The following is a 21547-nucleotide window of genomic DNA, read 5'->3' on the forward strand; positions in this document are numbered from 1 at the left end:
ACAGTGCCACACCCAGCAGGTGCACAAGAGGACAATCCATGTCACTGATCGAAAAGCCCCAGAGCTCGCCCGAGCGCGAGGCCTATTACCAGAAGATCGACAAGCAAAACTACAGCGCGCTGTGGAACGTGCTCAGCGGCATCGTCACCCCGACCCCGAAGAGCGACTGCATTCCCCATCTGTGGGAGTTCGCCCCGGCTCGCGAGCTGCTGATGGAGGCCGGCGGCCTGATCACCGCCAAGGAGGCCGAGCGCCGGGTGCTGATCCTCCAGAACCCGGGCCTGCGCGGCCAGAGCCGTATCACCACCTCACTGTACGCCGGCCTGCAACTGGTGCTGCCCGGTGAGGTGGCCCCGGCCCACCGCCACAGCCAGTCGGCACTGCGCTTCGTGATGGACGGCGGCGGCGCCTGTACCGCGGTCAACGGCGAGCGCACCCTCATGGAAGTCGGCGACTTCGTGATCACCCCACCCCAGGCCTGGCACGATCACGGCAATGACTCCGACACGCCGATGATCTGGATGGACGGCCTCGACATCCCCATGCTGTCGTTCTTCGACGCCTCCTTCGCCGAGGGCCTCGGCGAGGACATGCAGGAGATCACCAAGCCCACCGGCGACTCCCTGGCCCGCTACGGCGCCAACATGCTGCCGGTGGACTTCGAGCGGAAGGGGCTGGCCTCGCCGATCTTCAACTACCCCTATGCCCGCACCCGCGAGGCACTCGAGACCATGCGCCGCCGCGACGAGTGGGACCCGTGCCACGGGCTCAAGATGCGCTACGTCAACCCCGTGGACGGTGGCTGGGCGATGCCAACCATCTCGCCCTTCGTGCAGCTCTTGCCCAAGGGTTTCAAGACCGCGCCCTATCGCTCCACCGACGCCACCGTGTTCAGCGTCATCGAAGGCAGCGGCACCACCACCATCGGCAACACCACCTTTCACTGGAAACCCAAGGACATCTTCGTGGTACCCAGCTGGTACCCGGTGGTCCACGAGCCCGGCGAGGACGCCGTGCTGTTCAGCTATTCCGACCGCGTCGCGCAGCAGAAGCTGGGCATCTGGCGCGAAGCCCGCGGCGATCATTAAGAACGCCTTTAACACTACTAGAGCATCACCCGGGGGCAGGTCGAAGCGAATGTAGCGCCCAAGGAAGGGTTCACAGCGCCTTCGCGAAGGCCTGCTCCCGAGAAAGTGACTGATAATCAGGAGTTATCACCATGACCGACTACGTTTTCGATCCGCAACCCATCACCAGCGTCGCCATCGAGGGCGACGACAAACGCTTCCCGGTTCGCCGCATCTTCTGCGTGGGCCGTAACTACGAAGCCCACGCCCGCGAGATGGGCCGCGACCCGAGCCGCGAATTCCCGTTCTTCTTCACCAAGCCGGCCGACGCCATCGTACCCGATGGCAGCGATGTGCCCTATCCCCCGGAAACCCAGAATTTCCATTATGAAATGGAACTGGTCGTCGCCATCGGCAAGGCAGGCTTCCAGATCCCGGTCGAGCAAGCCAACGATTACATCTACGGCTACGCTGCCGGTAACGACCTGACTCGCCGCGACCTGCAACTAGAGGCCCGCGAGAAGGGGCGTCCTTGGGACTGGGGCAAAGCGTTCGATGAGTCCGCGGTGATCTCTCCGCTGCGCAAGGCCAGCGAGATCGGCCATCCGAGCAAGGGGCGCATCTGGCTCGCCGTCAACGACGAGATCAAGCAGGACCAGGACATCGCCGACCTGATCTGGGACGTGCAGGAGATCGTCTCGATCCTCTCGCATACCATGCGCATTCGTCCGGGCGACCTGATCTACACCGGCACCCCGGCCGGCGTCGGCCCACTGCAGATCGGCGACCAGGTCACTGGCGGCATCGACGGCGTCGGCAGCCATTCAATCCGTATCGTGGCGCCGCGGGAGGGCCTATGAACCTGGTCCTGCACAACTTCTTTCGCAGCTCCGCCTCGGTCAGGGTCCGTGCGGCCCTGAACCTCAAGGGGCTAGCCTACGAGCACGTCTCCTACGTGCTGCGGAAGAAGGAACATCGCGCCGAGGCCTTCCTCGAACTCAACCCGCAGGGCCTGGTACCGGCCCTGCAGCTCGAGGACGGCACCATACTCAACCAGTCGCTGGCGATCATCGACTACCTCGACGGGCAGCACCCCGAACCGGCGCTGCTGCCCGAATCGGCCCTAGACCGCGCCTGGGTGCGTGGCCTGGCCCACGCCGTGTCCTGCGACATCCACCCGCTCAACAACCTGCGCGTACTGCAGTACCTCGACCAACAGCTCGGCGTCAGCGAAGAGGGCGTCGCCGAGTGGTTCCGCCACTGGGTCGACGAAGGCTTCGCATCGCTGGAGAAACAGCTGGCCTCGGATGCCCGGCGTGGCCGGTTCTGCTATGGTGACACACCCGGCCTGGCCGATATCTGCCTGTTCGCCCAAGTAGCCAATAACCGGCGCTTCGACGTGGACATGTCGCCCTATCCCACTCTACAGGCGATCCATGACCACTGCCTCGAACTGCCGGCCATCGTCGATGCGCTGCCCGAGCATCACCCCCATGCGAACTGACAGGCCGTCGATACTGCCAACATCGGTCAGGGAAGCCGTCGCCAAGGCTTGGCGGCGGCTCGTTAACCAATACGACCCAGGATATACGACACCATGACCGGCTCGCCCCTGACCCAGGCCAACTCGCTACCCGGCAATCTGCTGCGACGCTGCCATCAGATCAGCGTGGCGATCTTTCTCAAGAAGTGCGAAGCCTACAATCTGACCCAACTCCAATACGTGATCCTGTCGGCGCTGGAGGAGAAAGGCGCGCTCGACCAGATCACCCTGGGCGGCTTCACCGCACTGGACCGCAACACCGTGGCGGTGGTAGTCAAGAAGCTCGAGGAGCGTGGCCTGGTCACTCGTCACCGCAACCCCGAAGACCGGCGCTCAATGCTGGTGACCCTCACCGAGGAAGGCAAACGACTGCGCAATGCCGCCGAGTCGGCGGTCGCCGACACCCAAGAAGACATCCTCGCACCGCTGGAAGAAAGCGAGCGCCAGGTGCTAAGCCGGCTGCTCGCCAAGATCGCCGACGAAAACAACAACCTGAGCCGGGTTCCGATTCGCCAGCAAGCCAAGGCCTGACACGCTTCGACAGCGCCTGTGATCTGCCCGACACCTTCGATCGCTGGCACACTGTCTATATGCGCTAGGCCCGGTCTTGGCTGGATATCTCTCCGATTGGCACCCGTTCTACCCCTCGCTGTAGACGCAGCGGCCCGCCACGAATGTCCTCCGGGGCTGAAGTTCGCTGTCGAGCAGGGTCACGTCGGCATCAAAGCCCACGGCCAGCCGCCCCTTGTGGGCCTGCAGCCCGAGCACTCGGGCGACGTTGCCGGCGATCAGGTCCAGGGCATGCTCGAGTGGCAGAATTTCCTCGCGCACCAGGCGCTGCCAGTCGGCGATCAGGGTGGTGTTGCGTGCCACGCGCATGCCCACGTAGCCGCCCTGGGCGTCGAACTCGGGCAGGCTGCCGTTGCAGTCGGAGCTGATGGTGATGCGCTCCCGCGGTACGCCGCGCTCGAGCAACACGGCCACCGCGTCGAAGGCGGAGAGCCCCTCCTCGCCGGGATCCTCGAAGGCAGTCAGGTCGATGCTGGCGCCGAAGGTGCGCGCGTAGTCCGCCGCCTCGTCGAGTAACTCGCGATGGCGATTGACGTGGGTGGGGATCACCTGGTCGGCGGGAATCTCAGTCTCGGACAGCAGCCGGCGCAGCGGTTCCAGGCCGCGGTCGCCGTCGCCGACATGGAAGTGACAGATGCCGCGCTTGCCGGCCAGCATGGCGCCGGCGCGCACCTCGCTGACCAACCGCTCGATCTCGTCCTGACGCGGCTGGCTGGAGCGGTGATCCGAGATCGCCAGCTCGCCCAGGCCGATGACCTCGGGAATCCAAGCCAGGTCGCGCTGGACGTCGCCGGTGAGGGTCGGCGGCGGCACGCGGTAGGCGCCGGTGTACATGTAGGCCGCAATGCCTTCGGCACGCAGGCCGCGCACCTTGGCCAGCAGGTCCGCCGGCGAGCGGCTGATGCTGTCGGTGCCGAGCACACCCACCACGGTGCCGATGCCCATGGCGGCGATCTCGGCGGCGGTGATCTCCGGGCAGCGCGTGACGCAGCCCCCCTCGCCGCCACCGCCGGTGACGTGGACATGCTGATCGATGAAGGCGGGTACAGCGGTGAGATCGCGAGCCTCCACCAGACGCACGGGCCAACCTTCCGGCACGGCGAGGTCGCGTCCCAGCGCCGCGATGCGTCCGTCCGCGATCAGCATGTCGACTTCCTCGCGCGGCTCCGGCGCGTAAAGACGGCCGACCCGCAACAGGGTCACCAGCCGGGCATCTTGATCATTGCAGGCCATCATGGACGGTCACCAGTTGAGCCAGAGGCGTGGATCCGAGTGGCGCTCAGCTCCCGTCAACCGGCGTGGCGGACGGGAAGCGGCGCCCCCTGAGGCGTTCGATGGCGCTGTCGATGTCATCGATCAGCAATACCAGCAAGTCGCCCTCCTGGGCTTCATCGAAGGCCCTTTCGATAGCCATGTGCTCGTCGAGGACGATCTCGAGTTCGCAGGCATCTTCCGCCGCCGCCGCGCCACCGCGCAGTAACCCGGCGGCCTCGCCGGCGGCACGTCCGCGCAGATGGGTTTCACAGATGAACATGACATCGTGCATCCTGGCGAGTTGCGCGCCCAGGGCCATGAGGTCCTCGTCGCGACGATTGCCGGGGGCACTCGCCACGCTGATGCGGCGACGCGCCGGGAGGCTGCTGACGAGCTCGTCGAGCGCCTCGAGCGCCGGCACATTGTGGCCGTAGTCAATGAGCACCTGGACACCGTCGGCCGCCACGAGATTGGTGCGCCCGGGATTCTGGCCAGGCGTGGGATGAAAGGTCTGCAGCCCCGTCTGGATATCGGCGATGCTGAGCCCCAGCGCGTAGCCGGCGGCGCTGGCGGCCAGGGCATTGGCGACGTTGAAGCGGGCATGCCCCTCGAAGGTGATGGGCACATCGACGACGGGAATGATCTCGGCCTCGACGCGGCCCTGGCGCATCACGATGCGCTCCTTGTGGATGGTGAAGGCCACGCCGTGTTCACGAACATGTTGACGGATGGCGCGCGAGTCGGGGTCCAGGGTGAAGAAGATGATGTTGCCGCGCGCCCATTCCTGGCCCTCCAGCACGTGGGGGTCGTCGGCATTGAGCACGGCGGTCCCCCCTTCGCGCACGGCGTCGATGACCACCGTCTTGCAGCGCGCCAGATCGTCGAGCGTATAGAGGTCGTATTCGCCCAGGTGATCGCTGGCGATATTGAGCAGCACGCCCACGTCGCACTCGTCGAAGCCCAGGCCACGACGCATGATGCCCCCCCGGGCCACCTCGAGCACGGCATGCTCGACGGTGGGCTCGCGAAGCACGATGGCGGCCGCCTGCGGGCCGCTGTAGTCGCCGCGCATGATCACGTGGTTGTCGATCTCGATGGTGCCGGTACAGGCCATGCCGACCTTCCGCCCGGCGTGGCGCAGCAGGTGCGAGAGCAGTCGCACCGTCGTCGTCTTGCCGTTGGTGCCGGTAACCGCGGTGATGGGAATGCGGCCATCGCTACCCTCGGGGAACAGCATGTCGATGACGTGGTGGCCGACATCACGCCCCTGCCCGTGGGTCGGGGACAGATGCATGCGAAACCCCGGCCCGGCATTGACCTCGACCACCGCCGCAGCCTGTTCTTCCAGCGGTCGGGTCAGGGTCTCGGCGAGGAGGTCGATGCCGATGATGTCGAGCCCGATCAGCCGCGCGATCCGTTCCGCTGCATAATGCACCTCCGGGTGGACGTCGTCGGTCACATCCGTGGCCGTGCCCCCGGAGCTCAGGTTCGCCGTGGACTTCAGGTACACGATCTCGTCCTTGGCGATCACGCTCTGCAGGGTCAGGTTCTGCTGGTCGATCAGCCGCTGCGACTGCTCATCCAGGTGAATCCGGGTGAGCAGGTTCTCGTGGCCGACGCCGCGACGGGGGTCCTGGTTTGCCTGGTCCACCAGTTCCTGCAACGTGGATTCTCCGTCACCGACCACATGGGCCGGGCGCCGCCGGGCCGCGGCCACGAGCTTGCCGTCGATCACCAGCAGGCGATGGTCCTCGCCCTGGATGTGCTGCTCGACGATGACCGACGAATGCTGCCGGGAGGCGGTCTCGTAGGCGTCGCGCAGAGCCTGCTCATCATGGAGGTTGGTGCTCACACCGCGGCCATGGTTGCCGCTCAGCGGCTTCGCCACCACCGGATAACCGATGCTGCGCGCGGCCTCGAGCGCCTCATCGAGCGATCCACAAATCTGTCCGATCGGTATCGGGATGCCGGCATCGCCGAGAATCTGCTTGGTCCAGTCCTTGTCGTCGGCGATGCCGTGGCCAAGCAGGCTGGTGCGCCACGTCACCGTCGCCTGGATACGCTGCTGGAGGTGGCCGTGCCCCAGTTGCACGTAGCTGCTCTCCTCACTCAGGCGGGCGAAGGGGATGCCGCGGCGCTTGGCCGCGTCGACGATCGACGCGGTGGAGGGGCCCAGCATGTGGGCGTCGCGCACCTCCTTGAGGCGGGCGATGATCGCCGGCATGTCGATCTCATCCCCGTTGAACAGCCGGGTGACGAAATCGACGGCTTCAACGCCGGCCGCCAGGCCACAGGCCTCGTCTCGATAGCGGTAGACCACGTTGTAGACACCGGTCTCGTAGGTGTCGATGGTCTTGCCGTAGCCGACCGAGAAGCCGATCAGGTTCTGCAACTCGATCGCGACATGTTCCACGACGTGGCCGGCCCAGGTGCCACGCGCCAGCCGCTCCAGAAAGCCGCCGGGGCGGCCGACCGAGCAGCGATGCTCCTGCAGGGTCGGGATGAGCCCGGTGATACGCTCGACGATGCCGTTGACGGTATCGCTTGGCCGCTCCTCGAGCTCGCCGATGTCCAGGCGCATGAAGAAGGTCGGGTAGCGGCTATAGTAGTTCGGGCCTCGCAGGGCCCGGTGTTCGAGAATGTTCATCGGCTATCCTCCAGCAAGGCACTGAGTTCGTCGGTGACGAGATAGCGTCGTGCATCGACATCGAACCCATGGCCGCTGACCATCGCATGGAGGATCATGTTCTCGATGGCCACCGCCCCCCCCATCGACAGCTCGGTGATATTCGAGCTCGCCAGGTCGCGGCTGTCGATGAGGATGACATGCCCCGGCCCGATGGCTTCGAGAATCCGGTTCGGGTGAATGATCACGGCGGCATCCTCGCCAAGCCCCACGCCCAGGTGCTCCGGGTTGCTCGCCCCGACCTCCATCAGGCGAGTGAAACGCCCGCGTTCGAGAAAGTGACTGTCGATGATGAGCCCATCGACGAAGCCAAGGCCGGAGGTCATGTTGACGGCACCCTTGCGCAGGGCATCCGCAGCGTTGCCATTGTAGATCATGGTCCCCGGCAAAGCCGCCGCGCCGGCACTGGTGCCGGCCACGACGGCGCTGGCCAGCAGGCGTTCGCGAATAGCATTCAGCGTCGCCGAACCGCCCAGCACATTGGTCAGGCGCAGCTGGTCACCGCCGGTGAAGAAAATCACGCCGCTTTGCTCGATCAGACTGACATTTCTGGCGTCGGCGGCTTGCTTGCGATCCTGGATGTTAAGCGCATGGACACGGCTGGCGCCCAGGCGTGTAAAGGCGGCTTCGTAGTCGGGAAGCACCTGATCGGGAATGCTGCTGGCCGTGGCGATGACGGCGACCTCGTGACTGCCCACGGGGGCGAGAGCGAAAACCTGTTTCAGGATTTCGAGATCGGATGTCTTATCCTCGGCACCGCCGATCGCCACGATGTGGCCAGGTGTGGCGGTCAGCTGAGATGTCATAATCCCGTTCGTCGCCCAGCGACGCTTTTAAGGGAAACATTGAATCAATGGCCGGGCGGGCAAATTGCTGAATATCCTGATGCTCGCACCCCATTATTTGATGGTATAGCAGCCATCCCCCGTCGCGGCCAGAGGAAGCGCGTGACTGATGCCGACGGTGTCATCAGCGTAGAGTCGGCACGGTGCTGAAATTAGCCGGGTCATCATTCATCCAAATCCGACCATGCTAAATCAGATTGCCCTCCATTAATAATTGTCAACGGCCCTAGGTACGGGGGTCACCCGGAAGATAGTTACCGGTCACCTTGCGGTAAGCTTCCGAAGTCCGCTCGCCGGGAATACCATCCACCTTGACGAAAAGCCCCGGGAAGGTATTCAGCCAGCGCTGCAAGGCTTCCACGCTCGCGACGACCGCCGCGCTGCGAGACCTGCTCATCGAATAACTGCAGATCAGCGGCTTGCGCTTGGTTCGTGGCGATGGGCGATCCTGGAAATCGATCTCGCCCTTCTCCGCCAGGCGTCGTAACAGCACCGCGCCTCCACATTGTTTCGACACCGCCGTATCGGACCAGGTACCGTCAGCAACGTATTTGCCACGCTGGTAATGGTTGGAAAAGCTCCACAGGTAGGGCGAGAGCACATGCGGATGGAAGAGCCGATAGCCCCAACCATTGTAGCGCTCGAGCTGATAGAGCGTGCCGGCCAGGCTCCAGTCGATTTCCGCTCCCAGGCGCTTGAGCGACAGCGCGTCGCCGGCGCTCTCTTCCCAGGTGAAGGGCGGGCTCCCCTGTTTCGGCCGCCCTTTCGGTACATGCACGGTGCGTCGTTCCAACGTATCGCCATTGTGCAGATGGCGCGAGAAGTCACCGCTCGACTCCATGTTGTGCACGACCGCCACGAATCCCCAAGGAATCCCCTGCTGCTCGCCGACACTCTGGTAGCGGGAGCGTTGCTCGCACAAATGGTCGACGACCCGTTCGACGCTGGCTTGATGTTCCGAGCGAATCAGGCAGCTTTCGAACAACTCCTCGTACTCGCGGCGCAGGGCCTGGGTCAGTGTTACGCTCATGGACCCACTCTCCTCGCGACGTTCGTCGCCGTCGCTTATCGTTCCGCTACTCTTTTTACGTTCTGTTATTTGGGATCGCGCAACTCAAACACGATGGGTACCTGGGTACGCTGCAATTCGATGTCCACCAGCAAGGTGCGGTGCGGCTGAAAGAACTCGGCCAGTTGTTCCTCGTCCAGACACAAGTCTTCGATATCCTCGTCGGCGAAAGTGTTGAAACCGACCACCATGCTCTCGTCTTCCCCCAGCATGGGGCTGGCAGTAATCGAGAATCCCAGTTGGGTATCGGCCCTGGCAACCTCGGTCAGCAACTTCCAGGTATCGATATACAAGCTGCGAAACGAGGAATCGGCCTGGTAGCAATGGACGCCTTGAATCGCCTCCTCGTGGATCGCTCGCGCCAGCCGCCCACCATCACGCCGGCCGCCGCGCGGATCGTAGAACTCGATCATGTAATCGGTGACGGGCATGGCGAACTGGTCCCGCACCCGGACCAGCGTATTCTGATATCCGGGTTTTCCCCTGCTGTTACCGAGCCCCTTGGTCAACGCAGCGTTGGCTTGTTCACATTCGTGGCAAAACGCCTCGAACTCCGCATCCTCGACCGTCAAGGCGCGAACGATGAGTTCCAGCACCTCCTTCTGCGCCTGACTGAAATTGCCGGCGGACACATTCAGCTTGATGGCCGAATGATCGATCCGATTCATCACTCGAAATGCCGTACGCCCGGATGAATGATGCCGAGCCGCCAGGGTCGGTACCGTTCTCCTTTGCCCCTCGCGCTCCTGCTCGGAGAAATCGATATGAACGTAGGCACAGTTCAGGTTCGCGGTGGAGATCCTCACGGTGCCATCGCCCCCCACCTCGTTGGCCACCGAACGAATGCCGTTGTAGCCCGTATTGCCGACCAGCACGGTGCACAGGGTACGACCGACCGCGAACATGCCGGTATCGTCGGAGAAGCGATCACGCATGGCCAGTTCCCAGGAAAAGGGGCTGGCCAGTTCGAGCCCCTGCAGCAGCATCGCCCCAGTATCGAAAACCGCCTGACCTTCCTGGCGGCTGAAAAAACCGTTGGCGACACGGCCCAGTATCGAGCGGCCCACATGGGCCAGCGGCGAGCCGAAATTGGCTGGCGCCAGCATCACCAGATGCTTGATCGGCGACATATCGGCCTTGAAATGCCGCTGCAGCCAGTCACGGATCACCAGGCCACCGGTGGAGTGTACGATAACGTCCGCACTACCGGCATCGCGTGGCAGTCCGCGTTTTGTCCAGGCACGCTCCAGCGCGGCCTGCAGGTCATCGAAGCGGAGGTCATCGCTCTTGGATAGATAGTCGCCAATGGAAACCAACTGGACTTCGGCGGAGGGTAGTTTCCTGCTCAGGTGCTCCGCCAGTCGGTCGAAGGATTCACCGCTATCGTTCCAGCCATGCAGGATGATCAGGGGGCGAGTCGCCATGGTTCCCTCCAGTGTACCGTCATCGCCGCAACGAGTGGTTCGACTGAGCCAGGCCTCCCTGAAAGATTAGTCGATATTCCGGGCAGGGAGCGTCCATCGAGCAATTTCCACTTAACCGGTGGCCGATAATCGACTGCTAGACTGAAGCATACATCGAGACAGGAGTACTTCATGACCCGCCTCAATGTGACCCAGAAATTGATCGAATCCCACCTGGTGTCCGGGCACATGACGCCAGGCGAGGAAATCGGGCTGTCGATCGACCAGACCCTGACCCAGGACGCCACCGGCACACTGGTCATGCAAGAGTTCGAGGCCATGCAACTCGGTCGCGTGCAAACCGAGCTCTCGGCCCAATACGTGGATCACAACCTGTTCCAGGAAGATTTCAAGAATCCCGACGACCACCTGTTCCTGCACAGTGCCTGCCGCAAGTTCGGAATATGGTTCAGTCCGGCGGGCAATGGAGTCAGTCATCCGGTCCATCAGGAACGCTTCGGTATCCCCGGCAAGACCCTGGTTGGTTCGGACAGCCACACGCCGGCTGCCGGTGCACTGGGCATGTTCGCCACCGGCGCTGGCGGCCTGGAAGTTGCCCTGGCCATGGCCGGCAAGCCGCTATATCTGAACATGCCTCGAATAGTGGGTGTCGAGTTGACCGGCAAATTGCCCGATTGGGTCAGCGCCAAGGACGTGATACTGGAGATGCTACGTCGTTTCGGTGTCAAGGGTGGCGTTGGTAAGGTCTTCGAATACCATGGCCCCGGTCTCGACGCGCTGAGCGCCATGGACCGCCACGTGATCGCCAACATGGGCACCGAGATGGGTGCCACCACCACGGTGTTTCCCTCCGACGGCGAGGTGCGGCGCTTTCTGGAACGACAGGAGCGCGGCGACGACTGGAGCGAACTGCTCGCCGACGATGGCGCTAACTACGACGAATACGTCAGCCTCGATCTTTCCGCACTCGAACCGCTGATCGCCCTACCCAGCAGCCCAGGCAACGTCAAGCCAGTTCGCGAAGTGGCCGGCGAGGAGATCTATCAGGCCTACATCGGTTCCTCGGCCAACCCCGGATTCCGTGATTTCGCCGTGCCGGCGATGATGGTCGAAGGCCGCCACGTGCAGCTAGGGGTGTCGTTCGACGTCAACCCCACATCGCGGCAGATCCTCGAGAACCTTTCCAACGAGAGCTACCTGTCGCGACTGATCCGCGCCGGTGCCCGGCTGCACCAGGCCGGCTGCAACGGCTGCATCGGCATGGGCCAGGCCCCAGCCACCGGCCGCAACAGCCTGCGTACCGTGCCGCGCAACTTTCCCGGTCGCTCCGGCACCCCGGAAGACCGGGTGTTCCTGTGCAGCCCGGAAACCGCCACGGCATCCGCCCTCACCGGTAAGATCACCGACCCCCGCGACCTGGACATGGACTACCCGCGCTTCCAGGAGCCCGAAACGATGTCAATCAACCGTGAGATGCTCGATGCCCCGGCCGGTGACAGCGGCCTGGTGGAGCTGATCAAGGGTCCCAACGTCAAGAGCCTGCCAGAATTCGATCCTATTCCGGCCAGGTTCAGCGGCCCGGTGCTGTTGAAGGTGGCGGATGATGTCTCCACCGATGAAATCATGCCGGCCGGCGCCGAGGTACTGCCGCTGCGCAGCAACATCCCGGCCATCGCCGAGCATGTGTTCCGCGCCATCGACAAGGATTTTAGTCAACATGCCAAGGCACTGGGCGGCGATGGATTCTTCATCGTCGCCGGCAGGAACTACGGTCAGGGCTCCAGTCGCGAACACGCCGCCATCGCGCCACGCTATCTGGGGCTGCGTGCGGTATGCGCCATTTCCTACGGACGTATCCACTGGCAGAACCTCGCCAATTTCGGCGTCGTACCGCTGACCTTTGCCAACCCGAATGACCTTGATGCCATTGAGCAGGGCGACGAACTGGCCCTCAATGATATCGTCGACATGCTCGACAGTGGCAGCGAGATCACCCTGCACAACAAGACCAGGAACCAGCGCTACGTCATGCACCACGGCCTGTCGACACGTCAGATCGACATGATCCGCCACGGCAGCCTCATCAACCTGGTGCGTGTGGAATCATAGCCTCGACTCGCCGCCCGCGGGGCGCTCAGAAGCGGGACGCCGGCAGCCACACGTCGGCCCGCTGCCAGGCTTGCTCGAACTCGCGCTCGATCCGGGCGGCATCCGCCTCCCGGCCTTGGGCGGCGAGGCTCTGAGCCAGCCCCTTGAGCGACCAGCCGTTGTCCGGGTGGATCTCCAGCGCTTCGCGGTAGACGGTTTCCGCTTCCCGTGCCTTGCCGGCATCGAGCAGGATCGCGCCCAGGAAATGGCGCGCGGGGAGCGGCCAGGGTTCGGGCTCGCTATAAGGCAGTCCATCTTCCAGGGTAATGGCCTCGCGCAGTTGCTCCCGGGCGGCATCGAAACGCCCCTCCTCAGCGGCAATCTCACCGGCCAGGATATGCTCCGCGATGCCCAACAATACATGGCGCCGGTAGGCCGTATCTTCGGAGGAAGACTCACGGATGCCTCGTAGACTCTCCAAGTTCTCCCTGGCCACCGAGGCATTCGTGGTGCGCAGTTGCGCCAGGCCTTGTGCGAAGTGCCACATCCCAGTCTGGAACGACGCCTCGGACACCGTCTTCCGTTCGAGCAGTTCGTCCCAGCGGCCGAAACGGACGAGCTGCAAAGGGACCTGGAAAGCCTCGCTGGGCCTTTCACGGGCGATGTCACGCGCGGCCGACAGCGCCACACCGCTCTGCCCGTCCATCCAGGCGGCAAACAGCAACATCAGGGTGTTGTGCGAAGCATAGACACTCACACCCTCGCCGAAGCGTGCCGACTGATCGACCATACGGGCATTCTGGTTGACACGCACGGCATCGCCGTAACGACCGATGTTCATGTAAATGTGTGAAGGCATGTGCTGGATATGACTCACTCCCGGGATCGTATCCGCCAGCACATCGGCACAAGCCTCGGCACGTGCCGGCCGGTAGGCCTCCACGGCATGGATATAGTGATGGCAGGCACCAGGATGACCGAGATCCTCGGCAAGTACCGCCTCAAGCTCCTCGATGAGGGTGTGGGTCTGCGGATACGGCTCGCCATCCGCGCGGTAGAGATCCCAGGGGCGCAACATCATCAGCGCTTCAGCATACAAGGTGCGCACGTCGGGATCGTTGGGATGCTCCGCTGCCGCCTCGGCCATCACCTCGGCGTAGCGCCGGGTGGCTTCGTCCCGATCGGTATCGCCTCCGGGCGCGGGATAACGCACGCTCATGGCCTCGATCAGTGCGCGTTCCCAAGGCGCTGCGGCATCTACCCTCTCGAGCGCTTTGCTGGCCGCGGCATAGGCATCGTTCGGATCCCCCACGCCATGCGGATTGTTCAGATACGGTCCCAGCACCCAGGCCTCGCCCCAATAGCACATGGCACAGGCCGGATCATGCGTCTGAGCCGCCTGAAACGAACGGGCGGCCTCCTCTCTGGCAAATCCATAGGCCAAGCGCAGGCCCTGGTCGAAATGGGCTTGGGCCCGCGCCGACTCGGTGGTGACGGAGCGACCGTACTCGCCCATGCCCTCATGAAGCGGGACACCCGAGTCAGCCTGGGCCATCATGGGCAGGGACACGACGATCGCGGCCACGGCATAGCCAGCCACCAGCGACGCAGCAATAGGGATGAATCGCATGGAGCTGTCTCCCGAATCTCCAACGCTCAAAGCGCAGTGCTACCCCACAGTGTTGTCGGGAGACGCTCTGGACGCCATGCCAATCATTCTCTCCCCTGGTGTTGATCTCCCTTGCGAGCTCCAGTAGCGGCTCCAGCGCTGGCGTGGCGCCTCGCGCCGGATAGGCAATGCCGATGGTCTGATGGATGTCCAGTCCCTCCAGCGAACGGCACTGAACGTCCGTGCGGGCAAGGATGTCCGGCCAGGCAGGAACCAGGGAAGCCCCAACACCGGCGGCTACCAGCCCCAAGGTGTATTCGATGGTACGCAGCCGCGCCCGAACCTGGCAGCGAACACCGCTATCGTTCATGGCCTCGGCCAGCCGCTCCATGGCGGCACAGGGTTGACGCCAAATGAATGGCAGCCCTTTATTCTCCCTTTAGCAAACAGACACGCTACGCTCTAGGCAACACTAGAACATTGCCCGGAGCCGCCATGTCGCTAGAACCCTTGCCCCAGGAAGCGCGTTTCCTCGCCGCCCTAGGCGAAGATGACTGGCCCGAGCCTGCACACGCCTGGACGCTTGACGCAGTCGGGCTCGATGCGACCGGCCTGGTCGAACTGTTCGAGTCCCAGTTGATGAGCCGTCATCTGGACCTGCACGCCCGACGTCTACAGGCTCGGGGCGAGGCCTTCTATACCATCGGCAGTGCCGGCCACGAGGGCAACGCCGCCATCGCCCGCGCCCTGCGACCGACGGATCCGGCCTTCCTGCACTATCGCGACGCCGCTTTCCTGATCCAGCGCAGCCGTGCCGTACCGGGCCAGACACCGTTGTGGGACCTGCTGCTGAGCTTCGCCGCTTCAGCGGAAGATCCAATCTCCGGCGGCCGGCACAAGGTACTGGGTTCGAAAGCGCTCAACATCCCGCCTCAGACCAGTACCATCGCCTCGCACCTGCCCAAGGCGATGGGCGCGGCCTATGGCCTGGGGCTCTGGCGGCGTCTGCGTCTGGGCGGCGGCGAGTGGCCCGCCCACAGCGTGGTGCTGTGCAGCTTCGGCGACGCCTCCTTCAACCACTCCACCGCGCAGGGGGCGCTCAATGCCGCTGGCTGGGCGGCTTACCAGGGCTCGCCAATGCCACTGGTGATGGTATGCGAAGACAACGGCATCGGCATTTCCACTCCCACCCCACGCGGCTGGATCGAGGCCAGCATGCGCTCACGGCCAGGCTTCCACTACCTGAGCTGCGATGGCCTCGACCTGCTCGACACATGGCGGGCTGCTCGCGAGGCCGCCCGTATCGCGCGCTCCCGCAAGCAGCCCGTGTTCCTGCATATGCGCTGCGTGCGGCTGTTCGGCCATGCCGGCTCCGATGCCCAACAGGCCTACCTCACGCCACAGCAGATCAAGGCCGACGAGGCACACGACCCGCTGCTCTTCAGCGCCGGCCTGCTGCGTCGCCACGGCGTACTCGACAACGATGCCATCGCCAAGCTCTACCATGCGATTGGCGAGCGCGTGGCCCGGGTGGCCGAAGAGGCAATTCGCCGTCCCAAGCTGGCAACCCCCGAACAGGTCATGGCCAGCATCGTGCCACCGCCCCGCCCAAGTCGTCGACGCCCATGGCAAGGCGAGGTGGACACCACCCCCGCGCCCATGGCCAAACTGCTCAACCAAGCCCTGCAGCGCTTGATGAGCTGCTATCCGCATCTGGTGATGGCCGGTGAGGACATCGGCCGCAAAGGAGGTGTCTACGGTGTCACCCAACGGCTGCAGGCCAAGTTCGGGCCGCACCGGGTGATCGACACCCTGCTCGACGAGCAGAGCATTCTGGGGCTCGGCATCGGCCTGGCCCAGAACGGCCTGATACCGATCCTGGAAATCCAGTTCCTCGCCTACCTGCACAACGCCGAGGATCAATTGCGCGGCGAGGCCGCCACGCTCAGCTTCTTCTCCAATGGCCAACTCACCAATCCCATGGTCGTGCGCATCGCCGGGCTCGGTTACCAGAAGGGCTTCGGCGGCCACTTCCACAACGACAATGCCATCGCCGTGCTGCGCGATATCCCCGGCCTGCTGGTGGCCTGTCCGTCTAACGCCGCCGACGCGGTGGGCCTGCTGCAGGAGGCGGTGCGCTTGGCCGACGAGGAGCAGCGCGTGGTGGTGTTGCTCGAACCCATCGCGCTCTACCACAACCGCGACCTGCTTGGGGCGGATGACCAGCAGTGGTGCTTCGCCGACCCGGGGCCGGAATACCACTTGCCGGTGGGCGAACTCGGCCAGTGGGGCGAAGGGCGCGAACTCGCCATCCTCACTTACGGCAACGGGGTCTTTCTCTCTCGCCAGGCCGCCGCCCAGCTGGAAGCCGAGGGAATCGACCTGCGCATCATCGACCTGCGCTGGCTAACTTCCATCGACCACGACGCCGTGTACCGACGGGTGTGCGACTGCGCGCAGATCCTAGTGGTGGATGAATGTCGCCGTAGCGGCTCCGTCAGCGAGGAACTGATCACCGCCTTGGTCGAACGTGGCGTGGCAGGCGAGCGGCTGCAGCGGCTTACCGCCGAGGACAGCTTCATTCCGCTGGGCCGGGCGGCAACGGTGACGCTGCCCTCGGTGGCGGCCATTGTCGAATACGCCCACCGCTCAGTGGGTATGTCCAGAAAACGAATCGGCAAGCTGGCTGCGGCGAGAAGTAACAAGACAATGGCAGGGAGCGACAAGGCATGAGTCAGGCCACCACCGCCACCAACAATGACAAGAGCAGCGACTCGGCCCGCGAGCAACTGCTGATCGTCTGTCCCGGACGCGGCACCTACAACCAGGCGGAATGGGGTACCTTGACCCGCAACGCCGCCAACGCGACGTGGCTTTCGCGTTTCGATGCAAGACGCCGCGACGCGGGACTGCCGACACTCAGCGAACTGGATGCGGACATTCCCTTTCGAGCCAATCTGCATGGACGAGGAGAACACGCCTCACCGTTGATATACGCTTGCGCGCTGGCCGATCTACAGGCCATCGACTCTGAACGCTACGAGATCGCCGCAATCACTGGCAATTCGATGGGCTGGTATATCGCATTGGCGGCTGGGGGCGCCCTTGGCCACGACGACGCGTTCGAGTTGATCGCCGCCATGGGCAAACTGATGCAGGACACCCTGGCCGGCGGGCAAGTGCTTTACCCCTGGGTGGACGAGCAGTGGCGGCCACAGTGGGCCCAGCGCCGCGAAATGTTGACATTGATAGAGCGAATTCACGGCGAAGACGGTGCCGAACTCTATCTCTCCATCGATCTGGGTGGCATGTTGGTGTTCGGCGGCAACGAGACAGGCCTGGCAAGACTCATGGCGGCGTTACCACCACGCGAGCGCTTTCCCATGCGGCTGCATCAACACGCCGCCTTCCACACCCCGATGCAACGAGCGGTGCGCGACGTCGCGCGTCAGCGACTACCACTCGCGCCCTTCGCCACACCGAAAGTGCCACTGATCGACGGACGCGGCCATATCTGGACGCCTTGGAGTACCGACCCCGAGGCACTGTGGGATTACACCTTGGGAGAACAGTTGGTGGCTCCCTTTGATTTCACCACCGCGCTACGCGTCGCGGTGCGCGAGTTCGCGCCGGACCGCATCGTGATCCTCGGTCCCGGCACCAGCTTGGGCGGCGCTACGGCTCAAGTGCTTATCCAACAGGGCTGGCGAGGTCTGGACAGCAAAGCAACCTTTCAGGCCCGCCAAGAGGCGGATCCACTGCTGCTCAGCATGGGCATCGAGGAGCAGCGGTGTATGCTTGTGCCAAGCAAGTACTCTACGAAAGTAGGGTTGTAACCGAGCTTCTCCAGGCCGATGCTACGGCACGTTGGTAGCATGTTTTCCGATGCCAGCTTGGGCTTATAAAATTTACAACGAAAAACTCACAACAATAAAAATCCCCGAAGGCACAGGGGAGCACGCCACACTCAAATAAGCGCTTGCCATTCAGCGACTTTTTTTCGCAGATGACGCTATCCCATTGGCATCATCGTGACGAACCGGCAAGGCAGTTCAGGTATGTTGCCGGCTGCCTTGGCCATTTCATAAGCTTCAACCCTGCCCATAAGCTTACCTGGTTGGCCGTGAGCACGCCCCTGCCTGCCTGACGATTCATCGTCTCGACCAATTCCAGGGTATTGATCGCCGTATCGGGAATAAGCAAAGGGTTACCCGAACTTCCATGTTCGGCACAGAAAGCACGTACCTCCTCTACTATATCCAATTGATGAGAATCCGCGGCATAAGTGCAATCAAGCGCCTTGACATTCTCTACCAGCACATTACTTTCATACAAAAAACCGACCAGTTGCTTGGTCACATCTTCCGGATAGGGACTTAGTATATCCACGTGCCGATAGCCGAGCGCCGATAAGGCATCATGGAAGGCAAGCGCTGTGCTGGTGACCGGTACCCCAAGATCTTTTTCGAGCTCGTTGGCTTGGGCTTTGGCCCATTCCAACCCGCCAATGAAACTCCCACTGGTACACGCCCAGACCAGGGCTTGAGCACCATCCCTCACTAGCGGTTCAGCAACCCGTGATAGTCGATCCGTTGCGCCTAGAGCCAATAGAGCAGCTGGCTCATGATGGCCATCGCTCATGACTTTCCCAACTTCGATCAGGGGAAGATTGCCCTTTCGAAAGGCTGAACTCTCATCAAGCTCATACCACTCGTAATCGGGTGGTCCATCCTCGGGAAGAAGAATTCCCAAACACCTCTTCATTGGCATATCGCAATCCCCGATCATTTATCGATGTGTCCTTTGGGCAAGATCGCACCACCGTCATGGAGTACGAGCAATATCACGACACTCATGAGGTTTTCCCCAACGCATAGGGCGCACCATGCTCTTGCCACTGCGAGTCCGGGACGATCACGATCTTGCCCAGATAGTTGCTGCTGCGATTGACGAAGTAGGTCTCGGCTTCATGCAGGTCGGATAGCTTGAACGCTGCGTGCAATACCGGCTTCAGCTGACTGGAACGGATCCACTCCACCAGTTGCTCGGCCTCTTCGCGAGTGCCGTGTGAGACACCGAAGATCTGTACCTGGTACAAGTAGATTCGGGTCCACATGATCTCGCTGACATTGCCACCACTCGCCCCGGCAATGCTCAGACGCGGGTAGCTGGTGCGGCGCTTCATATCGAAGATCATGGTGTCGATGAAGCAGTTGGTCATCTCGCCGCCGACCAGGTCCATCACCGCATCGATGGGGTGATCCTGAGTCACTGCACGTACCTTGTCAGTGAAATTCTGCATGTTCGAGCGGTCCAGCACGGCCTCCGCGCCAAGCTTGAGCAGCGCATCAGACTTGTCCTGCTGGCTGAGGGCATAGGGAATCGCCCCCATGATGCGGCATAACTGAATCAGCGCCGTGCCCACTCCCCCGCTGGCGCCAGTGACCAGCACGCGTTCACCGGCTTTCACGCTGGCTGAATTCAGCATGTGCAGGGCCGTCTGGTAGGAGCACATGCCCATGGCGGCGAGCTGTGCATCGGCAAATTCGGGGTTTCCCACTGCATGAAACTGATCCGACGGCACGGCGATGTACTCGGCAAAGCCGCCGTCGGCGCCGTGCCCGTAGTAATCCGGGGTCAGATTGATGTCGCGGCGCTCATCAGCATAGAGATTGAAGTCCAGCAATCCACGCTGCCCGATACGCTCGGCGTCCACACCTTCACCGACGGCAACCACACGCCCGGCCACATCGGCACCTTGGATGCGCGGGAAGGTCAAGGTTGGCGAGCCGCCGATCTGGAATGACGTCACATCGCCTTTATCCTCCGTGGGGTAAAGGCCCTCACGCGCCTTGCGGTCGGTATTGTTCTTCGCCGTCGCCGTGACCTTCACCAGTACCTCGCCTCTGGCGGGCTTGGGGGTGGGCACATCTTGGCGGTAGACCAGCTTGTCGATGCCACCATGCCCGGTCAGCAGCATGGCCGCCATGGTGTCGGGTACGTTTTCCGAATGGGGATCAGGAGTCACGATAAGCCTCCTAATGTTGGCCGCCACCTCTAATCCCGACCATAGCAAACTATGGTACTGCCGCCCTAGTGTCCTGTTCCCCACTAGTATCCTGGACTTGAAGTTCGTTGATAGAACTGGCGATTGAGCGGCTTCGCCAGACCAAACACCGCGACGAGGCATAGCAGCGTCATGGCAGGAATGGGAACGAAGGAGGCGGGTGGCCCCGCCTCCACCGCCGTCACGCTGCCGTCTTCTCGGCCACGTAGACCTTGTTGAAGGGGTTGTCGAATGGGACAACCTCGACTCGAGCGAAGCCGGCCTTGTCGGCCATCTTGCGCACCCGCGATTCCGGCAGGCCACAGGTGCCGAGCCCAACGCCCCGCATGCCCAGCGACGTCGTCATGCAATAGGTCACGCTCCAGGCGTAGAACATCGCGCCGATGGGACCGATGTTGTCTTCCAGGTGGTCACCCACGCGGAACTCCAGCAACAGCCAGGCGCCGTCATCACGCAGGCTTCGGTAAATCGCCTCAAAAGCCTGTTGTGGATCCTTGAAGTCATGCACGGCGTCGAAGGTGAACGCGATGTCATAAGGCTCCGACAGGCCATCGTGGACGTCGCGCTTGCGGAAGTGAATGCGGTCAGCGACGCCAGCCCGTTCGGCCAGGCGTTTGGCACCCTCCAGGTTGGTGTCGGAAAGGTCGTAGCCAACGGCGGTCATGTTGGGGAAGGCCTGGGCAAGTTTGACCAGGGCCTGACCCCGGCCACAGCCAATGTCGGCGACATGTGCACCATTCTCCAGCCGTGCTTTCAGACCGTTTGCCTTGGGTACCCATTCCTGCAACAGGAAGTTCTCGAACCAAGTGGCGGTGAACCGCTCCATGCCATCCCACCACTCTCGGCCATAGCTATCGATCGCCAATCCGCCACCATTGCGGAACTTCTCCATCAAACCAGGCAGGACTTGCCACAACGCCAGCATCTCCTGATACAGGCCGCCCAAGAAGACCGAACTGCGCCCGTCCACCAGCACCGGCGCATGTTCCGGGGGCAGGGTAAAGGTTTGACTGGCAGGATCGTAATCGACATAGCCGCCACAGGTCACCGCAGACAACCACTCGCGCACATAACGCTCCTGCAAGTGAGTCGCATCGGCGAGTTCCTGACTGGTCATCGACCGCTCGGCGAGCGCACGAAACAATCCGAGCCGGTCTCCCAGGTAGGTCATCAGCATCAGCATGCCGCCCTTGAGATCGCCCAGGGCATGGTCGACGAATTGTTCGTGCTTGTCTTGATTCAGGCTCATATCGCGTCCTCCTCTGTCGACTGTTTCGGAGGGAGGTTGCCTCCAAGGTCAGGGTCGCGCCGGACAGGTCGGAATG

The 21547-nt window shown here is 62.9% G+C and carries 17 protein-coding genes; 7 read left to right on the plus strand and 10 right to left on the minus strand.

Translation table 11 applies throughout. The features are described from left to right. The first annotated feature begins 38 nt into the window (after window positions 1-38). The 4 genes from gtdA to IE093_RS09675 all read left to right on the plus strand — a co-directional run bounded on the left by gtdA (window position 39) and on the right by IE093_RS09675 (window position 3141). Window positions 39-1088 carry a gentisate 1,2-dioxygenase gene (gene gtdA / locus IE093_RS09660; RefSeq protein WP_189468578.1) on the plus strand — a complete coding sequence of 350 codons (1050 nt, stop codon included), beginning with the start codon at window positions 39-41 and terminating at the stop codon, window positions 1086-1088. Window positions 1089-1219: 131 nt separating this feature from the next. Next, a complete protein-coding gene (locus tag IE093_RS09665; RefSeq protein ID WP_189468580.1) occupies window positions 1220-1927 on the plus strand; it encodes a fumarylacetoacetate hydrolase family protein in 708 nt (235 codons plus the stop codon). After that, window positions 1924-2571, plus strand: a complete 648-nt coding sequence (gene maiA, locus IE093_RS09670; RefSeq protein WP_189468582.1) for a maleylacetoacetate isomerase — start codon at window positions 1924-1926, stop codon at window positions 2569-2571. Before IE093_RS09665 ends, maiA begins: the two co-directional genes overlap by 4 nt. A 93-nt stretch (window positions 2572-2664) precedes the next feature. After that, window positions 2665-3141 carry a MarR family winged helix-turn-helix transcriptional regulator gene (locus tag IE093_RS09675; RefSeq protein ID WP_189468584.1) on the plus strand — a complete coding sequence of 159 codons (477 nt, stop codon included), beginning with the start codon at window positions 2665-2667 and terminating at the stop codon, window positions 3139-3141. 108 nt (window positions 3142-3249) lie between these two features. Here the strand turns inward: IE093_RS09675 and iadA are convergent, their stop codons facing one another. From iadA to IE093_RS09700, 5 genes are all read right to left on the minus strand, one after another. Then, window positions 3250-4416: a beta-aspartyl-peptidase gene (gene iadA, locus IE093_RS09680; RefSeq protein ID WP_189468586.1), complete on the minus strand. Its 1167-nt coding sequence runs from the start codon at window positions 4414-4416 to the stop codon at window positions 3250-3252. 43 nt (window positions 4417-4459) lie between these two features. Continuing rightward, window positions 4460-7081, minus strand: coding sequence for a cyanophycin synthetase (cphA, locus tag IE093_RS09685; protein ID WP_189468588.1), 2622 nt, complete (start codon window positions 7079-7081; stop codon window positions 4460-4462). After that, window positions 7078-7926 carry a cyanophycinase gene (locus tag IE093_RS09690; RefSeq protein ID WP_189468590.1) on the minus strand — a complete coding sequence of 283 codons (849 nt, stop codon included), beginning with the start codon at window positions 7924-7926 and terminating at the stop codon, window positions 7078-7080. Before IE093_RS09690 ends, cphA begins: the two co-directional genes overlap by 4 nt. 265 nt (window positions 7927-8191) lie before the next feature. Further along, window positions 8192-8995 (minus strand): hypothetical protein, encoded by an 804-nt coding sequence (locus tag IE093_RS09695; protein WP_189468592.1) that lies wholly within the window; start codon window positions 8993-8995, stop codon window positions 8192-8194. Window positions 8996-9060: 65 nt separating this feature from the next. After that, a complete protein-coding gene (locus tag IE093_RS09700; protein WP_189468594.1) occupies window positions 9061-10458 on the minus strand; it encodes an esterase/lipase family protein in 1398 nt (465 codons plus the stop codon). A gap of 171 nt (window positions 10459-10629) precedes the next feature. Here IE093_RS09700 and IE093_RS09705 point away from each other — a divergent pair, with 171 nt between their 5' ends. After that, a complete protein-coding gene (locus IE093_RS09705; RefSeq protein ID WP_189468596.1) occupies window positions 10630-12567 on the plus strand; it encodes an aconitate hydratase in 1938 nt (645 codons plus the stop codon). 25 nt (window positions 12568-12592) lie between these two features. Here IE093_RS09705 and IE093_RS09710 read toward each other — a convergent pair whose 3' ends face one another. Further along, a complete protein-coding gene (locus IE093_RS09710) occupies window positions 12593-14176 on the minus strand; it encodes a tetratricopeptide repeat protein (RefSeq protein WP_189468599.1) in 1584 nt (527 codons plus the stop codon). Then, window positions 14088-14579 carry a LysR substrate-binding domain-containing protein gene (locus IE093_RS09715; protein ID WP_308427197.1) on the minus strand — a complete coding sequence of 164 codons (492 nt, stop codon included), beginning with the start codon at window positions 14577-14579 and terminating at the stop codon, window positions 14088-14090. The genes IE093_RS09710 and IE093_RS09715 overlap by 89 nt, the downstream gene beginning before the upstream one ends. Window positions 14580-14650: 71 nt before the next feature. Here IE093_RS09715 and IE093_RS09720 point away from each other — a divergent pair, with 71 nt between their 5' ends. Next, window positions 14651-16888: a thiamine pyrophosphate-dependent enzyme gene (locus IE093_RS09720; protein ID WP_189468603.1), complete on the plus strand. Its 2238-nt coding sequence runs from the start codon at window positions 14651-14653 to the stop codon at window positions 16886-16888. Next, the gene (locus tag IE093_RS09725) at window positions 16885-17991 is read left to right on the plus strand and encodes an ACP S-malonyltransferase (protein ID WP_189468605.1); all 1107 of its coding nucleotides are present in this window, start codon (window positions 16885-16887) and stop codon (window positions 17989-17991) included. The genes IE093_RS09720 and IE093_RS09725 overlap by 4 nt, the downstream gene beginning before the upstream one ends. A gap of 190 nt (window positions 17992-18181) precedes the next feature. Here IE093_RS09725 and IE093_RS09730 read toward each other — a convergent pair whose 3' ends face one another. From IE093_RS09730 to IE093_RS09740, 3 genes are all read right to left on the minus strand, one after another. Then, window positions 18182-18943 carry an aspartate racemase/maleate isomerase family protein gene (locus tag IE093_RS09730; RefSeq protein ID WP_189468607.1) on the minus strand — a complete coding sequence of 254 codons (762 nt, stop codon included), beginning with the start codon at window positions 18941-18943 and terminating at the stop codon, window positions 18182-18184. Between the two features lie 64 nt (window positions 18944-19007). Next, window positions 19008-20144 (minus strand): alcohol dehydrogenase catalytic domain-containing protein, encoded by a 1137-nt coding sequence (locus IE093_RS09735; protein WP_189468740.1) that lies wholly within the window; start codon window positions 20142-20144, stop codon window positions 19008-19010. A gap of 259 nt (window positions 20145-20403) precedes the next feature. Next, window positions 20404-21471: an SAM-dependent methyltransferase gene (locus tag IE093_RS09740; RefSeq protein WP_189468609.1), complete on the minus strand. Its 1068-nt coding sequence runs from the start codon at window positions 21469-21471 to the stop codon at window positions 20404-20406. Window positions 21472-21547: the final 76 nt, after the last annotated feature.

The sequence above is a fragment of the Litchfieldella qijiaojingensis genome, from assembly GCF_014651875.1.
GTDB lineage: Bacteria > Pseudomonadota > Gammaproteobacteria > Pseudomonadales > Halomonadaceae > Litchfieldella > Litchfieldella qijiaojingensis.

Excerpts from the sequence above, each read along its gene's own strand:
- cphA (WP_189468588.1), bottom strand. The coding sequence starts at position 7,081 with ATGAACATTCTCGAACACCGGGCCCTGCGAGGCCCGAACTACTATAGC.
- IE093_RS09740 (WP_189468609.1), bottom strand. The coding sequence starts at position 21,471 with ATGAGCCTGAATCAAGACAAGCACGAACAATTCGTCGACCATGCCCTG.
- IE093_RS09695 (WP_189468592.1), bottom strand. The coding sequence starts at position 8,995 with ATGAGCGTAACACTGACCCAGGCCCTGCGCCGCGAGTACGAGGAGTTG.
- IE093_RS09665 (WP_189468580.1), top strand. The coding sequence starts at position 1,220 with ATGACCGACTACGTTTTCGATCCGCAACCCATCACCAGCGTCGCCATC.
- IE093_RS09720 (WP_189468603.1), top strand. The coding sequence starts at position 14,651 with ATGTCGCTAGAACCCTTGCCCCAGGAAGCGCGTTTCCTCGCCGCCCTA.
- IE093_RS09730 (WP_189468607.1), bottom strand. The coding sequence starts at position 18,943 with ATGATCGGGGATTGCGATATGCCAATGAAGAGGTGTTTGGGAATTCTT.
- IE093_RS09710 (WP_189468599.1), bottom strand. The coding sequence starts at position 14,176 with ATGCGATTCATCCCTATTGCTGCGTCGCTGGTGGCTGGCTATGCCGTG.
- gtdA (WP_189468578.1), top strand. The coding sequence starts at position 39 with ATGTCACTGATCGAAAAGCCCCAGAGCTCGCCCGAGCGCGAGGCCTAT.
- IE093_RS09690 (WP_189468590.1), bottom strand. The coding sequence starts at position 7,926 with ATGACATCTCAGCTGACCGCCACACCTGGCCACATCGTGGCGATCGGC.
- IE093_RS09700 (WP_189468594.1), bottom strand. The coding sequence starts at position 10,458 with ATGGCGACTCGCCCCCTGATCATCCTGCATGGCTGGAACGATAGCGGT.
- maiA (WP_189468582.1), top strand. The coding sequence starts at position 1,924 with ATGAACCTGGTCCTGCACAACTTCTTTCGCAGCTCCGCCTCGGTCAGG.
- iadA (WP_189468586.1), bottom strand. The coding sequence starts at position 4,416 with ATGATGGCCTGCAATGATCAAGATGCCCGGCTGGTGACCCTGTTGCGG.
- IE093_RS09675 (WP_189468584.1), top strand. The coding sequence starts at position 2,665 with ATGACCGGCTCGCCCCTGACCCAGGCCAACTCGCTACCCGGCAATCTG.
- IE093_RS09735 (WP_189468740.1), bottom strand. The coding sequence starts at position 20,144 with ATGGCGGCCATGCTGCTGACCGGGCATGGTGGCATCGACAAGCTGGTC.
- IE093_RS09705 (WP_189468596.1), top strand. The coding sequence starts at position 10,630 with ATGACCCGCCTCAATGTGACCCAGAAATTGATCGAATCCCACCTGGTG.
- IE093_RS09725 (WP_189468605.1), top strand. The coding sequence starts at position 16,885 with ATGAGTCAGGCCACCACCGCCACCAACAATGACAAGAGCAGCGACTCG.